Raw genomic sequence first — 15132 nt, 5'->3', positions numbered from 1 at the left:
ATCAGAGTGGTGGGCGCGCCCGGGTCCGGGGGATACAGATCCGCGGGCGCACAGCTCGGGTGGCGTGCCGGCCTACGGCCCCGCCGGCGAAATGAACTCCAGCGTACGGCCGTCTGCCAGGCGGGCGGTCGCGCTGCGCGCCGGAAGCGGACGGCCATCCACCTGTCGTGGTTGATCGGAGAAATTCGCCACGATCACGCTGCCATCGGCAAATGTGGTCTGCTGCACCTGCCCGGCGGCATCGCGCCAGCGGAAGTCGGTCAGCGCCTGGTCGAACAAGTGCTCATGCACGGGACGGAAGAACGCGTCCAGCTGGCGCAGGTAGGCGATCCGTGACGGGGCGGTCGCCACGCTGAGGTTGAGCAGGGGCGGTACATTGTACAGCTGCTGCAGCAGCTCGGTGGTGCTGCGGCTCTCGCGGAACTTGAGGCTGTCCAGGGTCCAGTGATGGGTGCTGACCACGCTGTCGTGGAAGGCTGCCTGCAGCAAGGGCAGGCGACGGGCCGGGTTGAAGTAGAGCTGCTGGTAGCGGGGCTTGAGCCGGCTCTGTTTGAAGAAGAAGGCAGGCTGGTGCTCCGGCGCCCACGCCCCGAGGTAGTACGGCGAGTGGCGCTCGCGGCGCATCTGCGGGTCGCGCCAGCCAAACCCGGCGGTCTGCGCGCCGTGCGCGAAGACGATATGCCGGTTGACCACGGCCGAGCCGACTTCCGAGCCGACCACCAGTGCCTGGGTATCGGCCAGCCAGGCGAGGGCCGCGTTGCGGTTGGCCGCATCCTGCGCCTGCGAGGTGGGCTTGGCCGGGTCGCTGTCATCGAACAGCATGCCAGTGGCTGCGACATCCAGGAACCAGCTGTTGTAGGGCGTGGTGGCGCGCAGGTCCCGCACCCGACGTTCCATCAATGGCCGGATACAGGCTGCGTTGGTATACACCCCGCTGCCCTGGAACCCTTTGGTCCGCTGGCCATCGGGTTTCATGATTCCGCAGCGCTCGAACGCGTCCTGCCCAAGCTGGGCCGACAGCCAGGACGGATTGTCGTTGCCGTCGGGCAGGGCGGTGTCATAGGAATCGTACGGCGCCACCAAGTAGCCGGCCTGTACGCCTGCGTCCACGCCGCCCGGGCTCGCCCAGCCCGCCGTCCAGTCCGGTAGTCCCAGCCACAGGCGCGGCAGGCCCGCGGCCTGCAGGGCGCGGATCATCCGCGGCGACGCGCTGTCGCCCCGCATCGCCTCGGGCTGCAGCGCCGTGCCCAGGGTGGCATCCAGCTGGTGCCGGCGCTGCTGCATGGCCTGGGCGGTGTCACCGGGAACCTGTTCCGCCAGCGCGGCATTGATCGCGGCCACCAACACCTGTTGCACATAGGGGCCGCTGTGTGCGGCGGCCAACGCCTCCAACGCCTCGTCATCCTTCTGGATCCACGCGCGTGGCAGCAGCGCCTTCAGCGTCGCCCAGTCGCGCACGTCCTGTTCCACCAGCAGACGGTCACCCCACAGATACAGGTGGCTGGCACCGATCAACTTCTCACCGTCCGGCAATCCGGCGAGTTTGTCCTTCAGCGGCACGAAGCCGCCCTGTGCCTGCAGCCACGCCCGGTAACGTTTGGCCGGCGCCAGCCAATCCGGCGCATCCAGGCTGACGATGACGGTATACGGCTCAGACACGTTGAGCGCATTGAAGTGGTGCTCGGCGGCGACTGCGACGCCTGGCCCATCGGCGCTGAAGTGAACGGTGTTGTTGAAGGGTGTCGCGAACAGGATCGACAGCACGCGGTCCGGCCACGCCAGGCCGATCACGGGCAGGGTAAGGTCTTCGGTGGTGTTGATCTCGCCGTAGGCATCAAGCAGTTCATCCCGCCAGACGGTGTCATCGGCGGGAAGGTAGTAGCCCTCGTGCAGCGGCAGCAACAGGGCGTGCGGACCGGCGGGCAGTCGCGGCCAGTGCATGCTGCCCTCGGTGGTCCGGTTGAAGTGCATCTGCAGCGTATCGCCGACCAGCTCGGCCCGTACCTGCGTTGCATCGCCCCATCGCCATCGACCGGTAGCGGCGGTCTGCTTCAGCGCCGATACCGTGCCGGCGTCGCCCGCCGAAGAAATGCGGGTGGTGGTGCCGTCGGCCTGGGTGGCGGTCACCGCCAGCGTTGCAGGATCGATCTCGACGCGCCACGCCGGGTTGGTCAAGGTCAGGGCGTGGCTTTGCGTTGCGGGCAGCAACAGCAACAGAACAAGGAAGTACTTCATGCAGGGTCCGGGCGAAGGTGGCGTGCGGGGCGAGGCGGTCGCCGGAGAGTAAAGCGGCGGCGGTCGCCGGCGCCTGCCGCGCGTCACAGTTGATGCGCGGGGTGCTGTCACGATTCATGAAGCGTGCGGCGCGTCATGCTCGTGTCGGTGCTTCAGCCTCGTCGCACGGCGTGCTGCCTTCTCCGCTACCGCTCACCGCTCACCGCGCTGCCGTTGCGATCCGCTCGCCCAGCGCGAACGCACTGTGCAGGTGGGCCTGAGCATCACCCGTGTCGGTCTCCAGCAGCAGGGTGGACGAGAGCACCGGCGCGCCGCAGTAATCGAAGATGCCGGTGTCGATCTGGGTCTTCATAGCCTCGGTGTAGCCGCGCTTGTGCCAGGTGCGCGCATCGGCGCCCCCCAGTCCGACCAGATGGACGGACAGGTGCCCCAGTTTCTTGAGCACGCCCTGGCCGCTGCTGTCGTCATAGGCCCAGCCGCCCGTGAAGACGCGGTCGATCCAGCCCTTCATCAGCGCCGGCATGCTCCACCAGTAAACGGGAAACACCAGCACGAGTGCGTCGGCGCGATCCAGGCGGGCCTGTTCGGCCAGTACATCGGCCGGGAACGCGCTCAGGCGGTGGTGGCCGTCCAGGTCGTGCCGGGTGTAGCGGGGGTCGAAGCCCTCGGCATGGAGGTCGGCCAGTTCCACGGTCGCGCCGCGGGCGGTGGATAGGCCGTCCGCGATGCGGCGGGCGACGGCCTGGGTCAGGGCGTCGGGATGGGGGTGAGAGGTGACGATCAGGGTGTGCATGGGCGTCCAAGGGGAGGAGGTTGTATACTTTCGGTAAGTTACAAATTGTAAGTTACGATTGGTATATAGCGATGTCAAGCCCGCTCGACTCTGCCGTTCCGGTGGCGCCTCGCCGCCGCATGACCCGCGACGATCGCCTGCGCCAGTTGCTGGAGGAAGCGTGGCGGCTGGTGCGCGAGGAAGGCACCGACGCGCTGACCCTGGGGCGGCTGGCCGAGCAGGCCGGGGTGACCAAGCCGGTGGTGTATGACCATTTCGGTACGCGGGCCGGTCTGCTCGCGGCGCTGTACCAGGATTTCGATGCGCGCCAGGGCGTGGTGATGGAAGCGCGGTTTGCAGACAGCGGTCCGACGCTCGCCGAGAAGGCGCAGGTCATTGCCGATGCCTACGTCGCCTGCGTCATGAAGCAGGGGCGTGAGATTCCCGGCGTGATCGCGGCGTTGGCCGGTTCGCCCGAACTGGCACGGATCAAGCGCGAGTACGACGTCGTGTTTCTCGAGCAGTGCCGCGCGCTGCTGTCACCGTTCGCACCCTCCGGCGTGCTGGCCCAGGCGGGATTGTGGGGCATGCTGGGCGCGGCCGAAGGGCTCTCCTATGCCGCCACCACGGGCGATATCACCGCGCAGCAGGCCGTGCAGGAGCTGGCGGCGACGATCGCCGCGATGGTGACGCGTAACTGAGCGCTTTGCGCGGTGCAGGGCCATGGCGTGCGAGTGAGCGATGGCCGGACGCGTATGATGTCCCGCCCTCTTGGACTGGATGCCATGCGCGTTTTCCTGCCTGTGCTTGTACTTGCTGCCGCGATCGGCGCAGCGCTGCCCGCTGCTGCCACGACGATCTCGTTGAACGAGCGTCTCAAGGCGGCGTCGCGTATCGAGGTGAATCAGGTGCCGCCGAGCGGTGCGTCATTGCTGGGCCACGTGCAGCAGTTCCGCAACGGCGACAGCCTGATCAGCCTGGGCGAAGGCGAGGGCACGCCGGTGGTGCTGACGCTGTGCAACGGCAAGGCGCATTTCAATCTGGAGGCGGACTGGCCAGGCGCGCCCGAGGCGAAGACGCAGGAAGAGAAGCAGATGCGTGCGTACGGGATGTACATGGCGGTGATGGGCGGCATGGCGATGGTGCAGGCGGCCGCGGGCGATGCGCTGGCACTGCCCGCCCCAGGACAGACCGCTACCGTGCAGCACGAAACGCCGTGGGCCTATGGCAAGGAGCACTACGCGGTGGCGGTGACCAGTGCGACCAGTGGCGAACTGCGGATCAGGGCCACCAAGACCGGGACGACCGCCAAGGCGCCCTCCGGGCCGGATGACGTGGTCAGCACCGATGACGACCAGGCCGCGCGGTTGGCCGAGCTGGAGCCGGTGGGTACCTGGCGGGAGCTGGTGATCGGCTCGGCGCCGATGGCGGCGTCGGTGCCGGACAGCTTCCCGCTGAAGGGTTGGATGTCCGTCGCGGGCAAGGGCGGTGCGACGGTGGGTGCGGCACGCAAGGCGTCGGGCGATTGCGCGCGCTGAGCCCGTGCATGGCGACCGCGATGGCAGGGCGCTCAGCGCAACGTCAGTGATACCCATTCTCATTTGAGTTACACTGGCGGGATAGCACTGTCTCTCGCTTCGGGTTGTCATGATCGTTTCCTCCTCCCTGATCTCTTCCGTATCGCCGTGGCTGCGCACGCTGGGGGTGGCCACCGCCATCGGCATGGCCGCGTTGTCGCCTGCGGCGGCGCAGCAGCGCAATCCCGAACAGAAGGTTGGCGAGACGGTGCTGGACCAGCCGGCGCAGAGCTATCGCTTTGAACATTTCGTGCTGGACAGCCCCGACAAGGCCCGCCGCTGGCGCGTGAACATCGGTGTCCCGGCCAAGGCGACCGCTACGCCCGCCCCGGTGCTGTACATGCTGGATGGCAATGCCGCGGCGATGGTGCTGGACCAGGCCATGCTGGCCGACCTGGCCGCGCACGCCGCGCCGGTGCTGGTGTTCATCGGTTACGACAACGACCTGCGCATCGATTCGCCCGCCCGTACCCGCGATTACACCGCATGGATCGACACCGCCGACGATGAAAACGGCACGTCGCAGTCCAGTGGTGGCGGTGCGTATGCGTTTCTGGATCTGATCGAGCGCCGGATCAAGCCGGAAGTGCAGCGCCGCGCGAGCATCGATCTGCAGCAGCAGTCGCTGTGGGGCCACTCGCTCGGCGGTCTGTTCGTGGTCAGTACGCTGTATACCCGGCCGGCCGCCTTCCAGCATTACGTGTCGGCCAGCCCGTCACTGTGGTGGAGCCAGGGCGCACCGCTGGGCGACATGGAACGCCAGTTCATCGCCAACAACCAGAGCCAGCCGGCGCAGGTGACGGTGATGCTCGGCGGTGACGAGCGCACGGGCAACCGCGGTGTGCGCGACATGACCAATCCGCGCGTGGTCGCGCACCTGCGCCGCATCGGCGGCGCGACCCCGGATGCCGCGCAGCAGCTGGCCAGCCGGTTGGCGAAAGTGCCCGGCCTGACGGTGCAGTACCGCGAGTTCCCCGGCCTTGGCCATGGGCCGATGCTGCCGGCCTCGCTCAAGGCCACGCTGAGCCAGCTGTACGGCATCGCCGATCGCAGCGGCACGCCCGCGCCGGCGCCCTGATTTTTCGATACCCAGGCAGTTCCGTGGCCTTGTGCCACCGCCGCAACGGACCGCGGCCACGCCAAGGCAAGCACTGTGACAACGCGCCAACCGGCGCGCCCCCAACAGAAGGAGTCTGCTGATGTACACCCTGAAATCCCTCCCGCGTGTCGCCACCCTGGCCCTCGCGCTGTCCCTGGCCAGCCCGTCGCTGTTCGCCCAGCCTGTCTTCGATGCCCCGGCCAACGGCTTCCGCGGCGAAGTGGTCAGCCGCGGCCAGAACGTGGTGCCGGGCAGCGATGCCGAGGTGATCGGCCGTCAGTTCGTGCCGGGCCAGCAGGTCACCCTGCTGCGTGGCGAGACGGTGCTCAATGCCACCCCGTACGTGGTCGATGCCGAGGGCAACTTCAAGGGCAAGGTGGCGATTCCCTCCGATGCCGTGCCCGGCCAGCAGCCGGTGATCGTGCGTGCCAGCCAGCCGTCCGCGGCGACGGTGTTGTCGCTGCGCGTTTCGCCGAACCTGCCGCTGAGCGGCCAGCAGAACTTCAACCAGACCTCGGCCAAGCTGGTCCAGGGGCTGTATCAGTCCGCGTACAGCGCGGCCAGCAACGCGGTGTTCGTCACTGCCGCCGTCGGTCGCCCGCCGGTGACCCAGTCGCAGCTGCTCAAGCTCGACCCGAAGAGCCTGAAGGTCACCGCCAGGATCACCCCGGCTGAAGTTCCGGGTGGCAAGGGCGGTGCGGTGTTCGCGGTGTATGGCGTGGGCGTGGATGATGCCAACGGCAACGTGTGGGTCACCAACACCCGCCAGGACACCGTGGCCGTGTATCGCCAGAAGGATCTGTCGCTGGTGCGCCAGTTCGATGTCGGCGCCGTACCGCATGCCCGCGACATCGTGGTCGATGGACGTCATGGCAAGGTGTTCGCCTCGGCCGCCGGCGAGGATCATCTCTCGGTGTTCGATGCCCGCACCCTGCAGCCGCTGGAGCCGATCACCCTGGCCTCGGGCGTGGACGACAAGAAGTTCGTCCCGATGAGCCTGGTGCTGGATGAAGCGTCCGGCAAGCTGTTCACCGTCAGCATCGGCACGCCCGAAGCGGCAGTGATCGACACCACCACCGGCAAGGTGGAGAAGGTCATCGATCTGGGCAACTCGATCAGCGCCTCCGGCGTTGCCTATGATGCCGCGGCGGGTCGCCTGTACGTGGCCTCGCAGGGCACCGACAACCTGTTGATCGTCGATGTCGCCAGCGGCAAGGTGCTGCACGACGTGCCGGTCGGCGCGGGTGCGCTGAACGTGGCCTTCGAGCCCGTCTCCAAGCTGGCCTACGTGACCAATCGCGGCGCCGGCACGGTGACGGTGGTCGATGGCAACGGCAAGGTGGTCGGCAACCTGGATGGCGGCACCTTCCCGAACCATGTGCGTGAGGATGGCAAGGGCAACGTGTTTGCCGTCAACAAGTCGCGTGATGCCCAGGACCCCAAGGGCGACCGCATTACCCGCATCAGCACCCGCGCGAACTGAGTTCAGCGCACTGCGTTGCTTTGACGGCGGGGCGGACAGCCCCGCCGTTCTGATTGAAGAGGAACTGCCATGAAGTCCAATGATGTCCGCCGCAGCCTGCTGGCCCTGTCCCTGGTCGCGGTGATCGCCGGTTGCTCGAAAGAGCCCGCCGCCCCTGCCGCCGACGCCGCTGCGGCACCCGTCGCGCAGTCCGCCGAAGCACTGCCGGAGGGTTGGCAGCGCGTGGTGGGCGTGGACGTGCCGGACATCGAGGGCGCCACCCAGCAGTTGCCGGCGCAGGTCACCTCCGACGATGGCGTGGCCACGACGGTGATCGATACCTCGAAGATCATCGCCGGTGGGGATGACATCATCGCCGTGCTCGAAGCCCTTGGCCTGGATGATCAGGTGTACGCCGCGCCGCTGCGCTCGGCCACCGAGTCCGGCCGCAAGGCCCCCAAACAATTCCTGTTCAACCGCACCACCGGCGTGGAAGGCGTGTTGAGCCTGCAGGGCACCCTGTTCCTGGGCAACAGCCTGCGTCGCCATTCCGATCTGGCCGCCAAGCTGCGTGGCGCGGGCGAGGCGGCGGTGATCGTCGACGATCTGCAGCCGGCGGCCGACAAGGTGCGCAAGGTCGCCGCGGCGGTCGGCATGGCCGAGCAGGGTGAAGCGCTGGCCTCGAAGGTGCAGTCTCAGCTGGATGCGGCCAAGGCGAGTGGTGCCGCGCTGGCGTGGCATCCGCGCGTGATCCATGTTTCCGCGACCGGTGCCGGCGGGGCGCCGACGGTGGCCGGCTCGGACAGCGCCTCGGGCAAGCTGATCACGCTGGCCGGTGGCATCAACATCGGCGATGAAGCCGGCGTGGCCAACTATTCCGCTTTGAGCAATGAAGGCGTGGTGGCAGCAGCGCCCGACGTGATCCTGGTGACCGAGAACGATCTGGCCCTGTTCGGTGGCCAGGCGGGCCTGTGGCGCGCGTACCCGACGCTGCGCCAGACGCCGGCCGGCGCGGCCAACCGCGTGTGGGTGATGCCGGATGTGGAACTGAAATCGGCCAGCGTCGCTTCCGGCAGTGGCGCGGTCGCGCTGGCGGCCGCCTTCGCCACGGTGCCGCGCCCGTGAGGGCGTAAGGCATGGTGGTGTCGAGTCCTGCGCGTCGCCGTGGCGCGACGGTGTTGATCTGGGCCGCGGTCGGTCTGCTGATCGCGGTGATCGCATCCTTTGCGGTGGGTCCGTTGCGGCTCCCACCGATGGAGGTGCTGCAGGCGATCGGGGTGAAGCTGGGGCTGGTCGATCCGGCCAGCGTCAGCACCCGCGATCTGGCCGTGGTGTGGCAGCTGCGGATTCCGCGTGCCTTGCTGGGCGCGATGGTGGGCGCCGCACTGGCGATGGCCGGTGCGAGCCTGCAGGGCCTGTTCGGTAATCCGCTGGCCGACCCCGGCATTGTCGGTGTGACCCAGGGCGCTGCGCTGGGTGCGGTCTCGGCCATCGTGCTGGGTGCCGGTGCGTTCGGCGCCTGGACGTTGCCGCTGGCGGCGTTTGCCGGTGCCGGTGGCGCGATCACGCTGACCTACCTGCTGGCACGGCCGGGGCAGGGCAGCGGCACGGCGACCTTGCTGCTGGTCGGCATCGCGATCGCCGCGTTCTGCTCGGCCGTGATCGGCTTCCTGACCTATATCGCCAGCGAGAGCGAACTGCAGTCGCTGGTGTTCTGGCAGATGGGCTCGCTGGCCCAGGCCGACTGGATGGATGTGATCGCGGTGGCGCCGGTGTTCGTGATCGGCACGATCGCCCTGTTGCGCCTGGCGACGCCACTGGACATGCTCGCCCTCGGTGAGCGCCAGGCCCAGCACCTGGGCCTGGATGTAAAACGCACCCGGCTCAAGCTGATTGCCTTCAGTGCATTGCTGGTGGGCGCTGCGGTCGCCTTCGCCGGCTCGATCGGTTTCGTGGGCCTGGTCGTGCCGCACGTGGTACGTCTGCTGGTCGGTCCGGGCCATCGCTGGCTGCTGCCGGTCTCGGCCGTGGCCGGTGCCCTGCTGATCGTGGTCGCCGATACCGCCGCGCGCACGCTCGATCCGCCATCGGAGATTCCGCTGGGGCTGTTCTCGGCCGCGCTCGGCGCGCCGTTCTTCCTGTGGCTGGTGATGCGCCAGCGCCACCGGAGCGGTTCATGAGCGGGCTGTTGCAGCTGCGGTCGGTGCAGCTCAGCCGCGGCGCGCGGCGCATCCTGGATGACATCACGCTGGACTTCCTGCCCGGCTCGGTGACGGCACTGGTCGGTCCCAACGGTGCGGGCAAATCGACGCTGCTGGCGGTGGCGGCAGGTGATCTGGCGGCCGAGCAGGGTGAGGTGCTGCTGCAGGGGCAGCCGTTGGCCGCGTGGAAGGCCAAAGCGCTGGCCCGCGAGCGCGCGGTGATGCCGCAGGAGCATGCGGTCCGTTTTGCCTTCCGTGTGCACGAAGTGGTCGCGATGGGGCGCCTGCCGCATCCGCCGGACCCGGTGAAAGACGCAGCCTGCATCGCCGACGCGCTGGCGCGTGCGGACCTGCACGCCTTGATCGAGCGGGAGGTGGAGCATCTGTCCGGTGGCGAGGCGGCGCGGACGACCTTCGCCCGCGTGCTGACCCAGGACACGCCGGTGCTGCTGCTGGACGAACCCACCGCTGCACTGGATCTGCGCCATCAGGAACGCACGCTGCGCGCGGTCCGTGAACTGGCCGATGCCGGCGCCTGCGTGATCGTGGTGCTGCACGATCTGAATCTGGCCGCCGCCTATGCCGACCGGATCGTGTTGCTGGAACAGGGCCGCGTGGCGGCCGATGGCACACCGACCGAGGTGCTGACCCGTGAGCATATCGAGCGGGTCTACCAGCAACCGGTGCTGGTGCTGCGTCACCCGCAGCGTGATGTCCCGCTGGTCGTGGTGACCGATCCCTAGCGCCGGGTATTTCTCCCGGCGCGTTGAAGGGGCGACGGGCGCCGGCCAGCGGCCGGCACTACCGTTGTCGGGTGGGTCGGTTACCAGCCGAAGCGCGCGGTTGCCATCACGGTGCGGCCGCTGCCGTAGTAGCACGACGACACGCCGGTGCAGGTCGACACGAAACGCTTGTCGGACAGATTGCTGGCATTGAGTGCCAGCTGCACCTGGGTGCCACCGATCTGGCCCACGTCATAGCGGATCGCCGCATCGAACAGGGTGTAGGACGGAATCCGGTACAGGTTGGCGCTGTCGCCGTAGCTCACGCCGTTGTAGCGCGCGCCCGCCGCCAGGCTCAGGCCCCGCAGTGCGCCGGCCTGGAAGGTGTAGTCCGCCCAGAACGAGGCACTGTAATCGGGCACCATCGCCAGTTCCTTGCCCTTGTAAGGCGCCGAGCGGGTCATTTCCGAGTCCATTCGTGAGGCGGCGCCGATCAGGCTGAAGCCCTCGATCGGGGTGATCCGGCCTTCCAGTTCGATGCCGCGCACCCGTCCCTCGTCGCCCTGGATCGAGCAGGTCGCGGTGCCCGTCGCGCCGCAGTTGCGATGCGACGCCACCGGATCGTCCACGATCATGTTCTGCTGGCGCAGGTCGTACACCGACAGCGTCACCAGGCCGTCCACCGAGGCGGGCTGGTACTTCAACCCCGCCTCCCACTGCGAACCGGTCACCGGCTCGAACGCGGTCTGGGTGAAGCTGTCCAACGGCGACTTGGTCGAGGGCTGGAACGATTCGGCGTAGCTCACATACGGGGTCAGCCCGTTCTCGAATACGTACAGCACGCCCGCGCGACCGGTGAAGGCCTCGTTCTTGATCACATTGCGCCCGCCCGGCGTGGAGATGCCGGTGGCGATATTGCGGTTGGCGCTGCTGCTGTCGTCCTTGGTCCAGTCGTAGCGGCCGCCCAGGGTCATGCGCCAGTTGCCGAGCGCCAGCTGGTCCTGCAGATACACACCGCTCTGCCGGTTGATGCCGGCGGTCGGGGTTTCCGTGGTCACTGTCGGCCGGTAGGTCGAATAGACCGGATTGAAGATGTCGATCGGGCGCGGGCTGCTCATGGCACTGCGCACGCCCTCCCAATCCGCACGTTGCCAGTCCCAACCGAGCAGCACGGTGTGATCCACCGCGCCGGTGCTGAAACGGGCCTGCAGGCGGGTGTCGAACGTGTCGCCATCGGAGTCGCCGGTGCCCATCACGCCGCGACGGTTCTGGGTGCGGCCATCGGCGTTGAGCGCGCCGAAGGTGACCACGCTGCGGAACAGCGAATCGACATGGGTGCGCCGCGCGCTCTGGGTCAGCGTCAGGTGGTCGTTGAACTGGTGCTCGAACATCCAGCCGGCGGTCCACAGGGTGCGGTCGAAGGTATTCCAGTCCGGCTCGCCAATGAAGGTGCTGTTCTTCATGTAGCCCGACGCCGTCGGGTTGAGCGTGCCGGCAGCCGGCAGGAACTGGTAGGTCGAGCCGCCATCGTCCTTCTGGTACATGCCCAGCAGGGTCAGGCGGGTACGTTCGGCAAGCTGCCAGGTGTAGCTGGGGGCGAGGAACCAGTGCTGCTGTTCGGTGCGCTTGATCTGGGTCTGGCCGTCGCGATACAGGCCGACCAGGCGGAACAGGTGATCCTCGCCCGCGGTGCCGGCACCGACGTCGAAGGCGGCGCTGTACTGGCCATTCGCATCCACGCCCAGACGCAGCTGCTGCGCCTGGTCCGGCATCGGCGTCTTGCTGACCTGGTTGACCATGCCGCCGGGGGCCACCTGGCCATACATCACGGCGGACGGACCCTTGAGTACTTCCACGCGTTCCAGATTCCAGCTGTCGAACATGCTGCGGTTCCACTGGCTGCCCTGCGGCGCACGCATCCCGTCCAGGGTGACGTTGTTGGACCAGCTGCCGGCATCGAAGCCGCGGATGCGGAAGTCGTCCACGCGGTTGTCGATGCCCGAGCTTTCCAGGCTGACGCCAGCGACGTAGCGCATCGCATCGTTGAGCGACTGCACGCCGCGGGCGTCGAGCTCGGCGCGCTCGATCACCGACACCGATTGCGGGGTTTCCGCCAGGGCGGTACTGGTCTTGGTCGCGCCGCTGGTGCTGTTGGCGGCGCGATAGGCGTTGACGCGCACGGCATCCAGGTCGGTGGCGGTCTGGGCGTGCGCGGCGGGGACGAGTGCGGCGGCCAGGCAGGCCAGGGCCAGCAGGTTGGGGCGCAACCGGCGCGGATTCAGGGGCAGAGAGCAGGACATGGGCAACAACTCGACAACGCGGAGGAAGGGGCGCGAGCGCCGGCTCAATGCCTCATCGGCAGTGCCGGCGTCGCGGGCGTCGCCGAAGCGACGTATAGGCCGCCATTTTAAGGATTTGCACGGTATACGCAATTGCGACACATTCGCATGTTCGAACGGGCAGCGACCATTGTCGTCCCATCCATGGCAGGTGCGCGGACCAAGTGGTCTTCATTGTTGCGCCGATGCATCCAATGAGGGCTTGTGGCTGCCCGTCAGAGGTCTACAATGCCGGCTACACCCCAGGTGACCCCATGACTTCGATGCCGCTTCTGACGTTTTTTACCCTGACCCGCGTTTACGCGGCACGGGCGCGTCTGCCAATCGGAGTGCGAGGCTGCTGACCGGAACACCGGTCACCCTGGACCCCGAGCAGAGCGCCCACCGGGCGCTCTTTTCGTTTCCACGTACCAGAACTGTTTGAAGGAGAACGTGCCATGCACCAGATCGCCGAGCCCCAAACCTGGCCGCACGCCCGTTAGCCAACGGCGGCGTGCGGCTCCTCGATGTTGGCAGCGAGACCCATTCCATGAACACCCATACCCCGCACCAGACCCTTTCCCTCCGGCGCAACCTCGGCATCATTGCCCACATCGACGCCGGCAAGACCACGCTTACCGAACGCCTGCTGTGGAAAACCGGCGAGATCCATCGCGTCGGCGAAGTCCACGACGGCGCGGCGACCACCGATTTTTCGGCGATCGAGCGCGAGCGCGGCATCACCATCGGCGCGGCCGCCGTGCAGGCGCATTGGGCGCCACGCGATGAGCCGATCCATCACCTGACCCTGATCGACACCCCGGGCCATATCGATTTCGCGATCGAAGTGGAACGTTCCCTGCGCGTGCTCGACGGCGCGGTGGCGGTGTTCTCCGCCGTGGACGGCGTGCAGCCCCAGTCCGAATCGGTCTGGCGCCAGGCGCGTCGCCACGGGGTGCCGCTGGTCGCCTTCGTCAACAAGATGGACCGCACCGGTGCCTCCTTCGAGCGCGTGCTCACGCAGCTGCGCGAGAAGCTGCGCGCCACCCCGTGGGCGCTGGGCGTACCGGTCGGCACCGAAAGCCAGTTCAGCGGCTGGGTGGACCTGGTTGACCGCAGCACCGTGCAGTGGGACGACAAGGGCGGCGCCTTGCGTCACGCCTGGACGGCCGATGAGGCTGCGCAGTGGCTGCCGCAGCGCGAGGCCCTGATCGAAGCCGTGGCCGATGCCGATGACGTGCTGGCACAGGCCTGGCTGGAAGGCGAGGCGATCGACAACGCACAACTGCGCGCGGCGATCCGTCGCGGCGCGTTGGCGGGTGCGGGCGTGCCGGTACTGGCGGGCTCGGCGTTCAAGAGCAAGGGCGTGGAGACGCTGCTGGACGCGGTGGTCGACTACCTGCCTTCGCCAGTGGATCGGCCAGCGGTGGTCGCCACGGAGAACGGCACCGACGTGCGGCTGCCGCCCGACCCGGATGGCCCGCTGGCGGCGCTGCTGTTCAAGATCACGCACCAGAACCACGGTGCGCTGAGCTTCGTGCGGGTGTACTCGGGCACGCTGAAGGTGGGCGACGCACTGGCCAGCTCGCAGCACGCACACGGGCGACGCGTCAGCCGCCTGGTGCGGGTGCAGGCCGACCAGACCCACGACATCAAGCAGGCCGTGGCCGGTGACATCGTGGCGGTGCTGGGCTGGAAGGATGCGGTCAGCGGTGAAACGCTGAGTGCGCCCTCGCGCCCGCTGCTGCTCGATACGATCCAGGCGCAGCAGGCCGTGCTGGCGTGGCGGTTGACCGCGGAAAAGGCGTCCGACCTGATCCGCATCAGCCAAGGCCTGGCCAGCCTGGCGCAGGAGGATCCGTCGTTCCGTGTCGAGACCGATACGGACAGCGGTGAAACCCTGATCTGGGGCATGGGCGAGCTGCATCTGGAGGTCATGGTCGAGCGCCTGCGCACGGAGTGGGGCGTCAACATCCGCACCGGCGAGCCGCGCGTGGCCTACCAGGAAACGCCGAAGCGCGCCGTGCAGCGGGTGGAAGGCAAGGTCGCCAAGCAGACCGGTGGCCAGGGCCAGTTCGCCCAGGTACTGATCGACATCGCCCCGCGCGAGGATGGCGAGGTGACCTTCGTCGATCGCACCGTGGGCGGCGCGATTCCGCGTGGGTTCGTCAATGCGGTGGAGAAGGGCGTGCGTGCCGCACTGGGCGAAGGTCCGCTGGGGCATCCGGTGGTCGGTGTCGAGGTGACGCTGGTGGACGGACAGACTCACGTCAAGGACTCCTCGGACATGGCCTTCCATCGCGCCGGCAGTGAAGCGGTGAAAGCGGCGCTGGCCCAAGCGGGCACGCAGCTGCTGGAACCGGTGATGGAGATCGCCATCCACGCACCGTCGGGGAACGTCGGCGATGTGGTCGGCGACCTCAACCGCCGCAGTGGGCGGGTGGCCTCGATCGAGGACCAGGACGGGCAGGCCGAGGTGCTGGGTTATGCCCCGCTGGCGCGGCTTGGTGGCTATACCACGTCGCTTCGCTCGCTGACCCAGGGGCGCGCGTCCAGCGACATGCGCTTGAACGGGTATGAAGCGGCGCAGACGGCCTGACGGCCAAAGCGGAACGGAAAAGGAGCCGGGCAACCGGCTCCCTTTACCTGTCAGCGTTGGGAGTCCGCACAGCCGGATGCACACGGCCACAGATAGAATATCCAGTGCAGTGTCGCTGACGGCGTGAGCTGTCCGGCGACCGGATGA

At 67.9% G+C, this 15132-nt stretch carries 11 protein-coding genes; 8 read left to right on the top strand and 3 right to left on the bottom strand.

All coding sequences use genetic code 11. From position 1 onward, the window contains the following. Positions 1 to 72: 72 nt before the first annotated feature. Both NJD74_RS14630 and NJD74_RS14625 read right to left on the bottom strand, forming a co-directional pair. A complete protein-coding gene (locus tag NJD74_RS14630) occupies positions 73 to 2235 on the bottom strand; it encodes a glycoside hydrolase (protein WP_319624463.1) in 2163 nt (720 codons plus the stop codon). Between the two features lie 199 nt (positions 2236 to 2434). After that, positions 2435 to 3028 carry an NAD(P)H-dependent oxidoreductase gene (locus NJD74_RS14625; protein WP_319624462.1) on the bottom strand — a complete coding sequence of 198 codons (594 nt, stop codon included), beginning with the start codon at positions 3026 to 3028 and terminating at the stop codon, positions 2435 to 2437. 119 nt (positions 3029 to 3147) lie between these two features. Here NJD74_RS14625 and NJD74_RS14620 point away from each other — a divergent pair, with 119 nt between their 5' ends. The 7 genes from NJD74_RS14620 (at position 3148) to NJD74_RS14590 (ending at position 10089) form a co-directional block, all read left to right on the top strand. Continuing rightward, positions 3148 to 3708, top strand: a complete 561-nt coding sequence (locus NJD74_RS14620) for a TetR/AcrR family transcriptional regulator (RefSeq protein WP_319624461.1) — start codon at positions 3148 to 3150, stop codon at positions 3706 to 3708. 57 nt (positions 3709 to 3765) lie between these two features. Further along, positions 3766 to 4545, top strand: a complete 780-nt coding sequence (locus NJD74_RS14615; protein WP_319624460.1) for a hypothetical protein — start codon at positions 3766 to 3768, stop codon at positions 4543 to 4545. Between the two features lie 109 nt (positions 4546 to 4654). Next, positions 4655 to 5662, top strand: coding sequence for an alpha/beta hydrolase-fold protein (locus NJD74_RS14610; RefSeq protein WP_319624459.1), 1008 nt, complete (start codon positions 4655 to 4657; stop codon positions 5660 to 5662). Between the two features lie 121 nt (positions 5663 to 5783). Continuing rightward, positions 5784 to 7166, top strand: coding sequence for an ATP-binding protein (locus tag NJD74_RS14605; RefSeq protein ID WP_046272436.1), 1383 nt, complete (start codon positions 5784 to 5786; stop codon positions 7164 to 7166). A 69-nt stretch (positions 7167 to 7235) separates the two neighbouring features. Further along, positions 7236 to 8270, top strand: coding sequence for an ABC transporter substrate-binding protein (locus NJD74_RS14600; protein WP_083298739.1), 1035 nt, complete (start codon positions 7236 to 7238; stop codon positions 8268 to 8270). Positions 8271 to 8281: 11 nt separating this feature from the next. After that, complete coding sequence (locus NJD74_RS14595) at positions 8282 to 9325, top strand: iron ABC transporter permease (protein ID WP_102788484.1); 1044 nt, start codon at positions 8282 to 8284, stop codon at positions 9323 to 9325. After that, positions 9322 to 10089 carry a heme ABC transporter ATP-binding protein gene (locus NJD74_RS14590; RefSeq protein ID WP_319624458.1) on the top strand — a complete coding sequence of 256 codons (768 nt, stop codon included), beginning with the start codon at positions 9322 to 9324 and terminating at the stop codon, positions 10087 to 10089. The genes NJD74_RS14595 and NJD74_RS14590 overlap by 4 nt, the downstream gene beginning before the upstream one ends. A gap of 80 nt (positions 10090 to 10169) precedes the next feature. On the opposite strand, the gene NJD74_RS14585 is transcribed toward NJD74_RS14590, so the two are convergent. Continuing rightward, complete coding sequence (locus NJD74_RS14585) at positions 10170 to 12368, bottom strand: TonB-dependent siderophore receptor (RefSeq protein ID WP_319624457.1); 2199 nt, start codon at positions 12366 to 12368, stop codon at positions 10170 to 10172. Positions 12369 to 12936: 568 nt separating this feature from the next. On the opposite strand from NJD74_RS14585, the gene fusA reads away from it, so the two are divergent. Next, positions 12937 to 14985, top strand: coding sequence for an elongation factor G (gene fusA / locus NJD74_RS14580; protein WP_319624456.1), 2049 nt, complete (start codon positions 12937 to 12939; stop codon positions 14983 to 14985). The last annotated feature ends 147 nt before the right edge of the window (positions 14986 to 15132 follow it).

Origin of the sequence: Stenotrophomonas sp. RG-453 (genome assembly GCF_033843685.1) — a bacterium.
GTDB classification, from domain to species: Bacteria; Pseudomonadota; Gammaproteobacteria; order Xanthomonadales; family Xanthomonadaceae; genus Stenotrophomonas; species Stenotrophomonas bentonitica_A.
Note: the sequence above shows the minus strand (reverse complement) of the source record. Positions and strands in the feature narration are given on the sequence as shown.

Coding starts and splice junctions, on each gene's coding strand:
- NJD74_RS14615 (WP_319624460.1), top strand. CDS start 3,766: ATGTCCCGCCCTCTTGGACTGGATGCCATGCGCGTTTTCCTGCCTGTG.
- NJD74_RS14605 (WP_046272436.1), top strand. CDS start 5,784: ATGTACACCCTGAAATCCCTCCCGCGTGTCGCCACCCTGGCCCTCGCG.
- NJD74_RS14625 (WP_319624462.1), bottom strand. CDS start 3,028: ATGCACACCCTGATCGTCACCTCTCACCCCCATCCCGACGCCCTGACC.
- NJD74_RS14585 (WP_319624457.1), bottom strand. CDS start 12,368: ATGTCCTGCTCTCTGCCCCTGAATCCGCGCCGGTTGCGCCCCAACCTG.
- NJD74_RS14630 (WP_319624463.1), bottom strand. CDS start 2,235: ATGAAGTACTTCCTTGTTCTGTTGCTGTTGCTGCCCGCAACGCAAAGC.
- NJD74_RS14590 (WP_319624458.1), top strand. CDS start 9,322: ATGAGCGGGCTGTTGCAGCTGCGGTCGGTGCAGCTCAGCCGCGGCGCG.
- NJD74_RS14595 (WP_102788484.1), top strand. CDS start 8,282: ATGGTGGTGTCGAGTCCTGCGCGTCGCCGTGGCGCGACGGTGTTGATC.
- NJD74_RS14600 (WP_083298739.1), top strand. CDS start 7,236: ATGAAGTCCAATGATGTCCGCCGCAGCCTGCTGGCCCTGTCCCTGGTC.
- NJD74_RS14620 (WP_319624461.1), top strand. CDS start 3,148: ATGACCCGCGACGATCGCCTGCGCCAGTTGCTGGAGGAAGCGTGGCGG.
- NJD74_RS14610 (WP_319624459.1), top strand. CDS start 4,655: ATGATCGTTTCCTCCTCCCTGATCTCTTCCGTATCGCCGTGGCTGCGC.
- fusA (WP_319624456.1), top strand. CDS start 12,937: ATGAACACCCATACCCCGCACCAGACCCTTTCCCTCCGGCGCAACCTC.